A 13867-nucleotide genomic window follows, 5' to 3' on the forward strand; every position below is an offset into this window, starting at 1 on the left:
CTCATGCAACGCGCTGCATGGCCTTCTCCCGGCGGGCCGCGACCCGGGAACCGGACTCGCGGCGGGCCATCCGGCGCAGCACGACCGGGGCCAGGGTCAGCCCGAGCACGGCCCAGAGGCCCAGTACGCCGAACGTCTCCAGGTGCCGCCAGGAGCCGCCCAGCTCGACCGCGGCCAGGCCGTCGGGCAGCAGAGCCGAACGCGTCCCCAACCCTAGCCAGTAGATCGGGAAGACCTGCGCGATGGCCTGGAGCCACCCGGGGTAGCCGTTGATCGGGTAGAAGATCCCGGAGAGCGCGATGAGACCGAAGACCGGCATCACCACCAGGCCCATGTTGCGGGGGTTCTCGATCAGCGAGCCGATCACCGCGCCCAGCGGCAGCGTCGCCACCAGCCCGAGCGGCACCACCCAGGCCAGGGTGAACCACGCTCCGGCCTCGGTGACCCGGATCCCGTCCAGGAAGAACAGCCCGGGGGTGAGCTGGAGGACCAGCCCGATCAGCGACACCGTCGAGAGCAGGACGATCTTGCCGACCAGGTAGCCGAACATCCCGTTCGGCGTCGCCTTGGCCCGCAGCAGGGTGCCGTCCTCCCGGTCGACGATGAGCTGCTGGGACAGGCCGAGCAGGCCGCCGAAGGCGATCCCCATGCCGAGCGCGCTGGGCAGCGTACGCGCGCCGAGGGAGAAGGAGGTGCCGGGCACGGTGGCGCCGCGCATGAAGAACATGGTGACCAGCAGCGCCACCGTCGGGAAGAAGTAGTTCCACAGGTCCTGCGCGTTGGTGAAGCTGTTACGCAGCTCGATCCCACCGCGCCGCACGCCGGCCCGGACCGCCGCCATCGTCGGGTTCATCGGTCCCTCTCCTGCCACACCCGGACGGCGGCGCCGGCCCGGACTCCGGTTTCCTCTTCGTAGACCAGCGTCATGTACGCGTCCTCCAGGCTGGCCCGGCGGACCTCCAGTTCCTGCACCTCGTCGCCGTGCTGACCGAGCAGGTCGCGGACGAAGGCGGTGGCGTCGGTGGCGGAGTGCACGAACCGCTCCCCGGCCCGGGTCCACCGGATCTCGGCGTCCCCGGCGACCCGCCGGGCCAGCTCGTCGGGCGATCCGTCGGCGATGATCCGGCCCCCGGCCAGGATGAGGATCCGGTCGGCGAGCTTCTCCGCCTCGTCCAGATCGTGCGTGGTGAGCAGGATGGTGGTCTCGTCCAGGTCGGCGAGCCGGTGCACCAGATCGTGGAACTCGCGCCGGGCGGCCGGGTCGAACCCGACCGTCGGCTCGTCCAGGAAGAGCAGTTCGGGGCGGCCCACGATGCCGACCGCCACGTCGAGGCGGCGGCGCTGGCCACCGGAGAGCCGCTGCACCCGCTTGTCGGCGTGCGCGGTGAGGCCCACGGTCTCCAGCAGCTCGTCGACCGGCCAGGGCCGGCGGATCCGGTCGGTGGAGTAGGGGGCGTAGAAGTCGCCGAGGTGGGCCAGCACGTCCCGGACCCGCCACTTGCCGTGGTCGCGCCAGGACTGGAGCACCACCCCGAGGCGGGCACGCCAGCGCTCGTCGCCCCGGCCGGGGTCGACGCCGAGAACCCGGACGTCGCCCGCCGAGCGCATCCGGAAGCCCTCCAGGACCTCGATGGTGGTGGTCTTGCCGGCACCGTTTGGCCCGAGCAGGGCGAGCACCTCGCCGCGCCGGGCGGTGAAGTCGACCCCGTGCAGCACGTCGAGGCTGCCGTACCGCATGCGCAGGTCGCGGACGTCGAGGACCAGGTCCTCGTCGGGCGGGTGTGGAGTCTCGGCGACTCCCGGAATTTCCACCGCAGTCATACGGCGGAATGTAGCACCCCTACTACATACCGAGGTACACCCACTCTCGATGGGAAGCACGACGGGGCCCCACCCCTTGCCGATCTTGGCTACCGTGAGACCCGCCACCGGGGAGGGGACGGCAGATGGCCGACGACACCGAGCTGACCATCGCGCTCGCCGAGTACGAGCACCTGCGCGAGCTGAGCCGTACGGTGCACGACCAGTCCACCGCCCGGTTGACCTTCTTCCTGGCGGTGGCGTCCGGCGCGGCCGCGGTGTCGGCCGGGCTCATCACCACCGGCCGGCCCGACGGACGGTTCGCCCCGGCCGCGGCGGCCGGGCTCGGGCTGCTGGTCCTGCTGCTCGGGGTCTTCGTGTTCGCCCGTCAGATCGAGCTGAACGACCGGGGCCGCCGGTACGCCGTCGCCGCCACCGTGCTCCGCACCTACCTGGCCCGCCGCGCCCCCACCCTGAGCCCGTACCTCGTCATGCCGACGCTGGACGACCCGGGACCGTTCGCGCCCGAGCCGTTCCAGCGGCACTGGTTCCGCGACCTGGTCAGCCAGGCCGGCATGATCGCGCTGGTCAACAGCGCCCTCCTCGGGCTGGCCGCCACGCTGGGTGTGCTGCTCGTCGGCCCGGCCTGGCTGGCGGCGCTGGTCGCGGCGGCAATCGCCACCACGTCGGTCGCCGTCCACCTGAGCGCGATCCGCCGCCGCGTAGCCCGCTCCGCCGCCCGGGTCGGCACCGTCCTCACCGCCCGCCCCCTCACCCCCGCCTCCCCACCGGCAGAGGTCGGTTGATCATGAGGTTGTTGCCGGTCGCCCCGGGTGCCGCTCGGTGCCGGGGCGGCCACGACGCATCGGGCGGAGGCCACACCTTCATGGTCAACGCCGAGGGTGGGCCGGTGGGTCAGGTGGGGAGGGCGGCGGATTCCTCGGACTCGACCTGGGCGTTCCAGGCCGGCTTGGTGGAGCGCCAGCCCTCGTCGTCCATGCCGCGCCGCCAGTAACCGGAGATGGACAGCGCCGCCCGCGGCACCCCACGCTCGACCCGCAGCAGCCGGCGCAGCTCCTTGACGAAGGTGGCCTCGCCGTGGACGAAGGCGTGCACCCGCCCGGACGGGAAGTCCAGCGCCCGGACCGCCTCGACCAGCGCCTCGCCCACCGGGCGGCCGGCCCGGTGCAGCCAGCGCAGCTCGACCGCGCCCGGGCTGGTCAGCGGCAGCTCGTCGGCCGGGCCGTCGACCTCGACGAGGACCACCGCCCGCGCGCCGGCCGGCAGCCGCTCCACGGCGGCGGAGATCGCCGGCAGGGCGCTCTCGTCGCCGGCGAGCAGGTGCCAGTCCGCCGTCGGGTCCGGCGCGTACGCCCCGCCGGGGCCGGTGAACAGCACCCGGTCGCCGGGGCGCAGCCCGGCCGCCCACGGCCCGGCCAGCCCCTCGTCGCCGTGGTGCACCACGTCGATGGTCAGCTCGCCCGCCGTCGCATCCCAGGCCCGCACCGTGTACGCCCGCAGCCGCGGCCACTGCTCGACCGGGAACTCGCGCTTGATGGTGGCCAGGTCGGTGGGGTGGGGGTAGACCACTCCGGCCGGCGGGAAGAGGAGCTTCACGTAGTGGTCGGTGTACGCGCCCACCGGCAGGCCGGTCAGCTCCGCACCGCCGAGCACCAGCCGGATCAGGTGCGGGGTGGGCCGCTCGGTCCGCACGACCCTGGCGGCGGTGACCTTCTTCGGGCGCTCCGTCATGCTGCTTAGGCTAGCCTAAGTCGCCCCGCGCCCCCCACCGCGCCCATCATCACGCGTTGCCCGGCGGGGCGGACGGGCACGGGGGTGGGCGGGCGCGTGGGCCGGTCAGGGGGTGCGGGCCAGGCGGACGTGCCAGGCCAGGGCGGCCGGGTCGGTGAGCGAGGCCACCTGGTCGATCACCACCCGAAGTCGCGCGGCGTCGTCCGGCGCGTCCCGCCACAGCGGCGCGAAGACCGGGTCGAGCGCGTCCGGTGCCCGGTCCGCCAGCACGGCGACCAGTTCGGCGAGGATCTCCCGCTGCTGCGCGTACCGGGTGTCGGCACCGGGACGGCGCATGACATACCGCAGCGCGATGCCCTTGAGCAGCGCGCACTGCGCCCGGATCCGGCGGGGCACCACCAGGTCGGCGGCGTAGCGGCGGTGCGGCCCGGGGCCGTGGCGCTGCTCGGTGGCGGCCACCACGGTGGCGACGAAGCGACCGGTGAGCACGCTGGTGGTCGCCTTCAGCGCCGCGAGGGCCCGGTGGCTGCCGTCGTACGCGGCGAGTGGGGCGAGCACCGGATCGGCGAGCAGTTCGACCAGCACCTCGTGCAGGTCCTCGGGAGCCTCCCCGGAATACGCCGCCGCCACGTCGGCGCAGAGCGCCCGCCGTTCCTCGACGTCGTCCAGCAGCGGGCGCAGGCTGACGTACCCGCCGTGGATGCCGTCCTCCACGTCGTGCACCGAGTACGCCACGTCGTCGGCCCAGTCCATCACCTGCGCCTCCAGGCAACGCCGGCCGCCGGGCGGGGAGCCGGCGCGCAGCCAGTCGAAGACCGGCCGGTCGTCGGCGTACACGCCGAACTTGCGCCGGCCGGGGCGGCGCTCCCACGGGTATTTGCTGACCGCGTCGAGCGAGGCCCGGGTGAGGTTGAGCCCGACCGAGCGGCCGTCCGGGGCGAGCACCTTGGCCTCCAGCCGGGTGAGCACCCGCAGCGTCTGGGCGTTGCCCTCGAAGCCGCCGCAGTCGGCGGCGAGGTCGTCCAGGGCGTCCTCGCCGTTGTGCCCGAACGGCGGGTGGCCGAGGTCGTGCGCCAGCCCGGCGGTGTCCACCACGTCCGGATCGCAGCCGAGCCGGGCCCCCATCTCCCGGGCGACCTGCGCCACCTCCAGCGAGTGGGTCAGCCGGGTACGCAGAAAGTCGTCGGTGCCGGCGGTGTGCACCTGGGTCTTCGCGGCGAGTCGACGGAACGCCGCCGAGTGCAGCACCCGGGCCCGGTCCCGCTCGTACGGCGACCGCCCGTACCCGGTGTCCTTGGGCGTCTCGACGACGAAGCGCGCCGCGTCGTCGGCGCCGGGGCCGGCGGTCAACCGTCAGTCCCACGGTCACGCCGGCCCTGTACGCGGGGCTCGCAACCCCGGTTCACTCCGTGCGCCCTCGCAGCACGCAGAACTCGTTGCCCTCCGGGTCGGCCAGCACGGTCCACCCGACCTCGCCCTGGCCGACGTCCACGTGCCGAGCGCCCATGTCGACCAGCCGCTCGACCTCGGCCTCCTGGTCATCCGGGCGCAGGTCGAGGTGCAGCCGGTTCTTGGTCTCCTTCGTCCGGTCGACGGGGACGAAGACGATGCCGGGCAGCCGATCCGGCGCCGGGCGGATCTCCACCTCGTCCGGCTTCTCGCTGACCACCTGGTAGCCGAGCGCCTCGGCCCACCAGTGGGCGAGCCGCGACGGGTCCAGGGCGTCCACGGTCAGGCTCTCCCAGACGCTGGTCATGCGGCCACCCTTCCCCTGCTGATCGACCCGAGCGAGCCCAGGTTACGCCCGACCACCCCGGTCGGCGCGCCCACCGACCCGCCCCGCCCGCGACCCTGGCCGGACCGGTGGGTCGATCACGCGTTGGCGGCGATGACGGGGACCGAGATCGCCGCCAAACGTCATGATCATCCAGAGGGCGGGGGTCAGCGGGAGTCGGAGCCGGTGGTCACCACCGCGGCACGGCCGGCCTCCAGGCGGGCCACCGGGACGCGGAACGGGGAGCAGGAGACGTAGTCGAGTCCGACCTCGTGGAAGAAGTGCACCGAGTCGGGGTCGCCGCCGTGCTCGCCGCAGACGCCGAGCTTCAGCCCCGGCCGGGCGGCCCGGCCCTCCTCGGCGGCGATCCGGACCAGCCGGCCGACGCCGTCCCGGTCGATCGACTCGAACGGCGAGATGCCGAAGATGCCCAGTTCCAGGTACCGCCAGAAGAACGCCCCCTCGACGTCGTCGCGGGAGAAACCCCAGGCCATCTGGGTCAGGTCGTTGGTGCCGAAGGAGAAGAACTGGGCCGCCTCGGCGATCTGCCCGGCGGTCAGCGCCGCCCGGGGCACCTCGATCATCGTCCCGATCAGCACCTCGACGCCGCTGTTCCCGACCACCTCAGCGATGATCTTCTCGGCCTCGGCGCGTACCGTCTCCAGCTCCTGGACCGCGCCGACCAGCGGGACCATGATCTCCGGGCAGGCCGACCCACCGGTCCGGACGATCTCGACGGCGGCCTCGGCGATCGCGCGCACCTGCATGGCGAACAGGCCGGGGACGACCAGGCCGAGCCGGACGCCGCGCAGGCCGAGCATCGGGTTCTCCTCGTGCATCCGCCGGACGGCGGCGAGCAGCGCCTCCTCCTTGGCCACATCCTCGCCGCGCTCCTGCGCGACGGCCACGTTGACCGCGAGCTGCTCCAGCGGGGGCAGGAACTCGTGCAGTGGCGGGTCGATCAGCCGTACGGTGACCGGCAGGCCGTCCATCGCGCGGAAGATCTCGATGAAGTCGGCCCGCTGCAACGGCAGCAGCGCGGCGAGCGAGTCCTCCCGCTCGCGGTCGGTGCCGGCGAGGATGAGCCGCTCGACCAGCTCCCGCCGGTCGCCGAGGAACATGTGCTCGGTGCGGCACAGGCCGATGCCCTCGGCCCCGAAGCGCCGCGCCCGCGCCGCGTCCGCGCCGGTGTCGGCGTTCGTCCGCACCCGCAGCCGCCGCGTGGCGTCGGCGTGCGTCATGATCCGGTGTACGGCCCGGACCAGCGGGTCATCGGTCCGCTCCGGGTCGAGGTTGCCCTCGAAGTACTGCACCACCTCGGACGGCATGACCGGCACCTCGCCGAGGTAGACCTTGCCGGTGGTGCCGTCGATGGAGACGACGTCGCCCTCGTTGACGGTCTGCCCGGCGACGGTGAACCTCTTCGCCGGGATGTTGACGTCGAGTTCGTCGGCGCCGGAGACGCAGGTCTTGCCCATTCCCCGGGCCACCACCGCGGCGTGGCTGGTCTTGCCGCCGCGCGAGGTGAGGATGCCCCGGGCGGCGATCATGCCGTTCAGGTCGTCCGGGTTGGTCTCCCGGCGGACCAGGATCACCGGCTCCCCCTCCCCGGCCAGCTCGACCGCACGGGCCGAGGTGAAGACCACCTTGCCGACGGCCGCGCCCGGGGAGGCGCCGATGCCCTTGGCCACCGGCTCGAACTCGTGGTCCAGCTTGAACCGGGGGAACATCAGCTGGGCGAGCTGGGCGCCGTTGACCCGGTGCAGCGCCTCGTCCAGGTCGATCAGCCCCTCGTCCACGAGCTGCCCGGCGATGACGAACGCCGCGGCGGCGGTCCGCTTGCCGACCCGGGTCTGGAGCATCCAGAGCTTGCCGCGTTCGATGGTGAACTCGATGTCGCAGAGGTCCTTGTAGTGCTCCTCCAGCCGGGCCATGTAGCCGAGCAGCTCGTCGTAGGACGTCTTGTCGATCCGCTCCAGCTCCTGCAACGGCACGGTGTTGCGGATGCCGGCGACCACGTCCTCGCCCTGGGCGTTGGCCAGGTAGTCGCCATAGATGCCCTGCGCGCCGCTGGCCGGGTCGCGGGTGAAGGCAACGCCGGTGCCGGAGTCCGGGCCGAGGTTGCCGAAGACCATGGCCACCACGTTGACCGCCGTGCCCAGGTCGGCCGGGATACGCTCCTGCCGGCGGTAGACCACCGCGCGCTCGGCGTTCCACGACTCGAAGACCGCGCGGATGGCCAGGTCGAGCTGCTCGCGCGGCTCCTGCGGGAACTCCCGGCCGGTGTGCTCGGCGAAGATCTTCTTGTACGTGTCGACCAGCCCACGCAGGTCGTCCGCGTCCAGGTCCAGGTCGTTGTGCGTACCCCGGGCCCGCTTGGCCTCGTCGATGGCGTGCTCGAACTCCTCGCCCGGCACCTCGCACACCGTCTTGCCGAACATCTGGATCAGCCGCCGGTACGAGTCCCAGGCGAACCGTTCGTTGCCGCCGGCCTGCGCGGCGAGCCCGACGACGCTGCGGTCGTTGAGCCCGACGTTGAGGACGGTCTCCATCATGCCGGGCATCGAGAACTTGGCCCCGGAACGGACCGACACCAGCAACGGGTCCTCGGGGTCACCCAGCTTGCGGCCCATGCCGCGCTCCAGGGACTCCAGGTGCGCCTCGATCTGGTCGGCGAGCCCGTCCGGCTCCCGGCCGGTCGCCAGGTACGCCTTGCACGCCTCGGTGGTGATGGTGAAGCCGGGCGGGACCGGCAGGCCGAGGTTGGTCATCTCGGCGAGGTTGGCCCCCTTGCCGCCGAGCAGATCCTTGAGATCCTTGTTGCCCTCGGCGAAGTCGTAGACGTACTTGTTGTCCACCGTCTGTTGCGCTGCCACCAGAGCCTCCCACGCGCCTGCTGTGACACTTAACGAAGGTTCAGTTCGGACATACCCCGGGACCGGCCACCGGCAATCCGGCGTCGTCTGTATTCGGTGGGCGAAGGTTAAGCGAACATCGAGCGGCCTGGGACTGTTCGGTGACAATTGGCACAGCCGTCACCACTATCCGCGTTCGTACCAGTTATTGGGAACGCTTCCACGCGCACGATCACGCAATTCCGATTCCCCTCGTACTCTTGACGGCACTGGTCCTGCTGAACTTGACTTTTGCCATATCCCGCGCAAATACACCCCGGAGCCGTCGCCGTGCCGACCACCCCCGCCGCTTCGCCCGAGACCGGTCCCGAACCGCACGACCGGGTCGACCTCGCCACCCGGCAGCCGACCGCCGCCGAGCTGGCCCGAGCCGCCACCCGGGCGGCCGGTGAACTGCTCGCCCCGTCCGCGCCGGTCGGGCTGGCCGACGTGGTGCCCGTCCCCGAGCGGGTCGTGCCGGACCCGGCGGCCGACTTCACGCTGCCCGAGGACGCGGTGATCCGGGTGGACACCGACCCGGCCGCCCGGGACGTCGCGGAACAGCTCGCCGAGCTGCTTCGCCCGGCGACCGGCTACCCGCTCCCGGTCACCGACACGGCCGCCATCCGGCACGACGGCCGGCACGTGCTCACCCTCTCCGGCGTGGCGGCCCCGGCTGACGCGACGGACGCGGACAGCGCCGCCAGCGGGGCGGGCGCGGTCGACGCGGATTCTGCGGCCGGGACGGACGCCGAGCGGGTGGACGCCGCCGCGATCGATGGGGAAGCGCTGGGCGACGAGGGCTACCGGCTCGACGTGACCGGCACCGAGGTGCGGATCACCGCCGCCACCCCGGCCGGCCTGCTCCACGGGGTGCAGACGCTGCGGCAACTCCTGCCGGTGGCCGTGGAGAGCGCCACACCGGTCGCCGAACACTGGATGGTGCCCGGCGGCACGATCGTCGACCGCCCGCGGTTCGCGTACCGGGGGGCGATGCTCGACGTGGCCCGACACTTCTTCCCGGTCGAGGACGTGCTGCGGGTGGTCGACCACCTGGCCCGGTACAAGCTCAACCACCTGCACCTGCACCTCACCGACGACCAGGGCTGGCGGATCGCGGTCGACGCCTGGCCGAAGCTCGCCGAGGTCGGCGGGGCCACCGAGGTGGGCGGCGGGCCCGGCGGCTGGTACACCAGGGACGACTACCGCCGCATCGTCCGGTACGCCGCCCGCCGGCACGTCACCGTCGTGCCGGAGATCGACCTGCCGGGCCACACCAACGCGGCGCTCGTCGCGTACCCCGAGCTGGCGCCGAGCAAGATCGCGCCGCCGCCGTACACGGGCACCGAGGTCGGGTTCAGCTACGTCGACCCCGCCGACGAGCGGACGTACGACTTCGTCGCCGACGTGCTCGGCGAGGTGGCCGCGCTGACCCCGGGGCCCTGGCTGCACCTGGGCGGGGACGAGGCGTTCAAGGTGCCCGCCGACACCTACCGCGCCTTCGTCGAACGGGCCCAGGAGCTGGTGGCGGCGACCGGGAAGATCGTGGTCGGCTGGCACCAGCTCGCCCCGGCCGCGCACGCCGACGGGCGGGTCCTCCAGTGGTGGGGCACCAACGGCGACGACCCGGAGACCGCCGACGCGGTCCGCCGGGGTGCGCGCGTGATCCTCTCCCCCGCCAAACACGCCTACCTGGACATGAAGTACGCCCCGGACACCCCGATCGGGCACGACTGGGCCGGCCTCATCGACGTACGGACGGCGTACGACTGGGATCCGGCCGCCCACCTGGCCGACGTGCCGGCGGAGGCGGTGCTCGGCGTGGAGGCGCCGCTCTGGACCGAATCGGTCACCTCGCTGGCCGAAATCGAGTTCATGCTGCTGCCCCGGCTGCCGGCCATCGCCGAGCTGGGCTGGTCACCCCGCGCGACACACGACTGGGACGGGTTCCGCGGGCGGCTGGCCGGGCACGGCCCGCGCTGGGCCACCGCCGGCATCACCTTCCATCCGTCGCCGGAGGTCCCCTGGCCGGCGGACGAGCGTACGCTGCCCGCCGCCGCGGAGCGCATCCCGACGCAGCGGACCGATCCGGACGGCGCGGGCACACCCGCCCACTGAACGCCGCCGCCGGACCCGGCCGCCCGCTGCCGTCCGCCGATGCGTGGACCTGACCCTGCGCCCACTCCGCCCCGCCCGCTTGATCGGCTCCATGTGCGGCATGTGGTGGTCTCCGGCCTCCGGAAGACCACCACATGCCGCATCCTGCGTCGCCTCCCAACGGACTGCGGCACCCCGCCCGCGCCGAATGTCCGGTCTGCGTGGGATGGGTGGGTTCGCGGGGTGGGGTGTCCCGTGGTCGGGGCCACCCGTGGGCCGGAATCATCCGGGGGGTCGGGGCGTTGTACATGACTGACCGCGCCGCACCCCCCGCGCCGGTCACCCCGCCCGACGAAATGGGCCACCGGCCCGGCGGAATGACCCGCCACCGCCGGTCGTTACACCACCCGGGCCACCCGAGCAGGCCACGCCGCCGGACCCCCGAAGACTTTCCCCCTCCTGCGTGACACCCGCACCCCCCTGTCGCGGGCCTGTCGCGAACCCCCAACGAAAGGCTTTTGTCATGCGTACCGACATCCTGCGCAAGACCACCCTGACCGTCGCCGGTATCGCCGCCACCGCCGGTGGGATCGCCGGCCCCGCCATCGCCGCCCACGCCGCCGACAAGCCCGCCCCCAAGCCGGCCGCCGAGCGGGAACTCCACGTCCGCTACCAGGCCCAGCCCAACTTCTACTACTGCGGCCCCGCCGCCGCCCGTAACGCCCTCTCCGTCCAGGACAAGAACATCGACGTCGACACCATGGCCAAGGAGATGGGCACCACCGAGAACGGCACCAACAGCATCAACGACATCACCCCGGTCCTGAACAAGGAGACCGGCAAGACCGACGCCTACCACTCGGTCGAGATCCGTGACAGCAAGGCCGACGACAAGCAGACCGACAAGCTGCGCACCGACATCGTCCGCACCGTCGACGACGGCCGCGCCGTGGTCGCCAACATCGCCGGCACCACCACCGACACCGACGGCAACACCCACTCCTTCGAAGGCGGCCACTACATCAGCGTCGTCGGCTACCACGACAACGGCAAAACCGTCACCATCGCCGACTCCGCCAACCCGAACACCGCCTCCTACCGGATGAGCGTCGACAACCTCGCCGACTGGATCGCCACCCGCGGCTACAGCACCTCCTGACCCACCACACGAACCACGAAGGGCCGGCCCCACCACGGGGCCGGCCCTTCGGCGTATCCGGGATCAGCCGCCGGAGTCGTCCAGCTCGGCGCCGTCCGGTGGGGTGTCGTCGTCCCGGCTGGCCAGCCATCCGTCGGGCAGGAAGACCTTGCCCGGGGAGTTGGTCCGGCCGCGCGGCTGGCCCAGCGTCTCCACCGGGAACGGCACGGCCGGATCGAGCTTGCCGAGCAGGTCGTCGAGCTGGGCCAGGCTGTCGATCATCGCCAGGGAGCGGCGCAGCTCGCTGCCGATCGGGAAGCCCTTGAGATACCAGGCGACGTGCTTGCGGAAGTCGGTGCAGCCGTCGCGCTCGCCCCGGGCCGGGCTGCGGGCACCCGCCACGAACTGGTCCACCAGCAGCTCGGCGTGCCGCCGCATGGTCACCGCCACCTCGCCGAGGGTCGGCAGCCGCCGCTCCGGCCGGCCGTTGAAGGCGGCCTCCAGGTCGGCGAAGAGCCATGGCCGGCCCAGGCAGCCCCGCCCGATCACCACGCCGTCGACCCCGGTGTGGGCCACCATCCGCAGCGCGTCGTCGGCCTCCCAGATGTCGCCGTTGCCGAGCACCGGCACGTCGAGCGCCTGTTTGAGGGTGGCGATGGCGTCCCAGTCGGCGGTGCCCGAGTAGCGCTGCGCGGCCGTACGCCCGTGCAGGGCGACCGCCGCGACGCCGGCGTCCTGGGCGGCGAGCCCGGCCTCGACGTACGTCAGGTGGTCGTCGTCGATGCCCTTGCGCATCTTGACGGTGACCGGCACACCGGCGGGTGACGCGGCATCCACCGCGGCCCGGACCAGCCGGGCGAAGAGCCGGCGCCGCCACGGCAGGGCGGACCCGCCGCCACGCCGGGTGACCTTGGGGACCGGGCAGCCGAAGTTGAGGTCGATGTGGTCGGCGAGATCCCGCTCCACCACGATCCGCACGGCGGCGGCGGTGATCTCCGGGTCGGTGCCGTAGAGCTGGAGGCTGCGCGGCTGCTCCTCCGCGCCGAAGGCGATCATGCGCAGCGTCTTCGGGTTCCGCTCGACCAGCGCCCGGGTGGTGATCATCTCGCAGACGTAGATGCCGCCGCCCTGTTCGCGGCAGAGCCGGCGGAAGCCGACGTTGGTGATCCCGGCCATCGGCGCGAGCACCACCGGCGGCCACACCTGGTGCCGTCCGAGGGCCAACGGGCGCAGCGCGGGCACAGTCACCGCCCAAGTGTAAGGAGGGGCCCCCTGTTAACGCCTGCTGCATAGCAGGGGCCCCCTGTTAACAGGGCGCATATCACATGTGCCCCGTTCGGCGGGGGTTTTGCACAGGTGGGGCGGCGATCCACAGGCGGGTACCCGGCGGCGGGCGTCGCCGGTCCCCGGGAGCCAGGCTGCGATCATGGTCGAGCACCCACCCGCGCTGGATGTGGCGGCGCAGCGCCAGCAGCAGATCGTGACCCGGGCCCAGTTGCTCGCCGCCGGTTTCGACGACATGTTCCTCTACCGGCAAACCCGGCGCGCCCTCTGGCAACGAGTACTACCAGCCACGTATGCGCTGTTCAGCGGCAAGCTGACCAGCGAGCAACGACGGATCTCCGCCGCCCTCTACGCCGGACCGGATGCCCAGCTGACCGGGCTGGCCGCGCTGTCCTGGTACGGCTTCCGGTACAGCCCGCGGACCGACGACGTACACCTGGTCGTGCCGCACCACGCCCGACGCAAGTCCTCGGGCTACGCGGTGATCTCACGGGCACTGGCGCTGGACGCGAAGGCGCGGCAGACCGAGTGCTACCCGGTCTGCTCGCCGGCCCGGTCGGTCGTGGACGCCGCCCGGGGTCTACGAGAACTGCGCCCCGTACGCGCCATCGTCGCCGAAGCCGTCCAGCGCGGCTTCGCCGATCTCGACGCCCTGGACACGGAGATCGTCCGGGCCCGGCGCAGCCGCACCGCGCTGATCAGAAAGGCGTTCTCCGAGGTGGTCGCGGGCACCCGTTCCGCGCCCGAAGCGGAGCTACGAGAATGTCTGGCCGGCAGCCGGAGGTTGCCGGCGATCCTGTGGAACCCACGGCTGGTCGACGCCGAGGGGCGGAGGCTTCCGACGCCGGACGGCTACCTCGCCGAGGCGGCGGTGGCGCTGGAGGTGGACTCGCAGGAGTTCCACTTCAGCCCGCAGGACTGGGCGCGCACGCTGGAGCGGCACAACGAGCTGACCCGGCACGGGGTGCTGATCCTGCACTTCACCCCGGCCCAGATCCGCCGGGATCCGGCCGGGGTGCGGCGGATCGTGGAGGACGCCTACGCGACCCGATGCGGCACGTCCGCCTCCGTCACGGTTCACGCCAACCCAGGTCCGGGGTGTTGAGAAGGGGCCCCTTCTCTACCGGA

At 72.6% G+C, this 13867-nt stretch carries 11 protein-coding genes; 4 read left to right on the forward strand and 7 right to left on the reverse strand.

Annotation, left to right across the window (positions count from 1 at the left end):
* Position 1: 1 nt before the first annotated feature.
* Positions 2–853: an ABC transporter permease gene (locus GA0070604_RS24630; RefSeq protein WP_091123307.1), complete on the reverse strand. Its 852-nt coding sequence runs from the start codon at positions 851–853 to the stop codon at positions 2–4.
* Positions 850–1821 (reverse strand): ABC transporter ATP-binding protein, encoded by a 972-nt coding sequence (locus GA0070604_RS24635; RefSeq protein ID WP_091123310.1) that lies wholly within the window; start codon positions 1819–1821, stop codon positions 850–852. Before GA0070604_RS24635 ends, GA0070604_RS24630 begins: the two co-directional genes overlap by 4 nt.
* 125 nt (positions 1822–1946) lie before the next feature.
* On the opposite strand from GA0070604_RS24635, the gene GA0070604_RS24640 reads away from it, so the two are divergent.
* Positions 1947–2606: a hypothetical protein gene (locus GA0070604_RS24640; RefSeq protein ID WP_091123313.1), complete on the forward strand. Its 660-nt coding sequence runs from the start codon at positions 1947–1949 to the stop codon at positions 2604–2606.
* Between the two features lie 109 nt (positions 2607–2715).
* Here GA0070604_RS24640 and GA0070604_RS24645 read toward each other — a convergent pair whose 3' ends face one another.
* From GA0070604_RS24645 to ppdK, 4 genes are all read right to left on the reverse strand, one after another.
* Positions 2716–3552, reverse strand: a complete 837-nt coding sequence (locus GA0070604_RS24645) for a siderophore-interacting protein (RefSeq protein WP_091123316.1) — start codon at positions 3550–3552, stop codon at positions 2716–2718.
* 105 nt (positions 3553–3657) lie between these two features.
* Positions 3658–4902: a deoxyguanosinetriphosphate triphosphohydrolase gene (locus GA0070604_RS24650; RefSeq protein WP_091123320.1), complete on the reverse strand. Its 1245-nt coding sequence runs from the start codon at positions 4900–4902 to the stop codon at positions 3658–3660.
* A gap of 52 nt (positions 4903–4954) precedes the next feature.
* Complete coding sequence (locus GA0070604_RS24655) at positions 4955–5308, reverse strand: VOC family protein (RefSeq protein ID WP_091123324.1); 354 nt, start codon at positions 5306–5308, stop codon at positions 4955–4957.
* A 185-nt stretch (positions 5309–5493) separates the two neighbouring features.
* Positions 5494–8202 (reverse strand): pyruvate, phosphate dikinase, encoded by a 2709-nt coding sequence (gene ppdK / locus GA0070604_RS24660; protein ID WP_091123327.1) that lies wholly within the window; start codon positions 8200–8202, stop codon positions 5494–5496.
* 399 nt (positions 8203–8601) lie between these two features.
* Between ppdK and GA0070604_RS24665 the strand changes: the two genes are divergently transcribed.
* Together GA0070604_RS24665 and GA0070604_RS24670 are read left to right on the forward strand one after the other, a co-directional pair.
* On the forward strand, positions 8602–10338 hold the full coding sequence (locus GA0070604_RS24665) for a family 20 glycosylhydrolase (RefSeq protein WP_244162239.1): 1737 nt from the start codon (positions 8602–8604) through the stop codon (positions 10336–10338).
* Between the two features lie 502 nt (positions 10339–10840).
* Complete coding sequence (locus GA0070604_RS24670; RefSeq protein WP_091123334.1) at positions 10841–11476, forward strand: C39 family peptidase; 636 nt, start codon at positions 10841–10843, stop codon at positions 11474–11476.
* Positions 11477–11539: 63 nt separating this feature from the next.
* Here GA0070604_RS24670 and dusB read toward each other — a convergent pair whose 3' ends face one another.
* Positions 11540–12703, reverse strand: a complete 1164-nt coding sequence (gene dusB, locus GA0070604_RS24675) for a tRNA dihydrouridine synthase DusB (protein ID WP_091123338.1) — start codon at positions 12701–12703, stop codon at positions 11540–11542.
* A 178-nt stretch (positions 12704–12881) separates the two neighbouring features.
* On the opposite strand from dusB, the gene GA0070604_RS24680 reads away from it, so the two are divergent.
* Positions 12882–13844, forward strand: a complete 963-nt coding sequence (locus GA0070604_RS24680) for a hypothetical protein (RefSeq protein WP_091123342.1) — start codon at positions 12882–12884, stop codon at positions 13842–13844.
* Positions 13845–13867 lie beyond the last annotated feature (23 nt).

Origin of the sequence: Micromonospora eburnea (genome assembly GCF_900090225.1) — a bacterium.
In the GTDB taxonomy this organism is placed as follows: domain Bacteria; phylum Actinomycetota; class Actinomycetes; order Mycobacteriales; family Micromonosporaceae; genus Micromonospora; species Micromonospora eburnea.

Bases quoted from the DNA above. Each gene is read 5' to 3' on its own strand.
- GA0070604_RS24630 (WP_091123307.1), bottom strand. From the start codon at position 853: ATGAACCCGACGATGGCGGCGGTCCGGGCCGGCGTGCGGCGCGGTGGG.
- GA0070604_RS24635 (WP_091123310.1), bottom strand. From the start codon at position 1,821: ATGACTGCGGTGGAAATTCCGGGAGTCGCCGAGACTCCACACCCGCCC.
- GA0070604_RS24640 (WP_091123313.1), top strand. From the start codon at position 1,947: ATGGCCGACGACACCGAGCTGACCATCGCGCTCGCCGAGTACGAGCAC.
- GA0070604_RS24645 (WP_091123316.1), bottom strand. From the start codon at position 3,552: ATGACGGAGCGCCCGAAGAAGGTCACCGCCGCCAGGGTCGTGCGGACC.
- GA0070604_RS24655 (WP_091123324.1), bottom strand. From the start codon at position 5,308: ATGACCAGCGTCTGGGAGAGCCTGACCGTGGACGCCCTGGACCCGTCG.
- GA0070604_RS24670 (WP_091123334.1), top strand. From the start codon at position 10,841: ATGCGTACCGACATCCTGCGCAAGACCACCCTGACCGTCGCCGGTATC.
- GA0070604_RS24680 (WP_091123342.1), top strand. From the start codon at position 12,882: ATGGTCGAGCACCCACCCGCGCTGGATGTGGCGGCGCAGCGCCAGCAG.